Annotated in this window: 1 protein-coding gene; it reads right to left on the reverse strand. The window is 71.1% G+C overall.

What is annotated here, in order from left to right; translation table 11 throughout:
- Positions 1-211 (reverse strand): hypothetical protein (locus tag ACLNEE_RS17140; RefSeq protein WP_412007477.1); only part of this gene is annotated, 211 nt, incomplete at both ends.

Here is a 211-nt window from a genome sequence, read left to right on the forward strand (position 1 = left end):
CGTGGCGCTTTCACCGTCGGCGATGGAGGCTTCTCCGAGGGCTGTGGCGGCGATACCTGAAGCCCGGGCGTTCAACCCGACGGCAGTCGCGGCTGTTCCGGTGGCATTGGCGCTGCGCCCGAGGGCCGTGGCGCTTTCACCGTCGGCGATGGAGGCTTCTCCGAGGGCTGTGGCGGCGGTACCTGAAGCCCGGGCGTCCAACCCGACGGCG

This window comes from Aphanothece stagnina RSMan2012, assembly GCF_046764815.1.
Lineage (GTDB): Bacteria > Cyanobacteriota > Cyanobacteriia > PCC-6307 > Cyanobiaceae > NIES-981.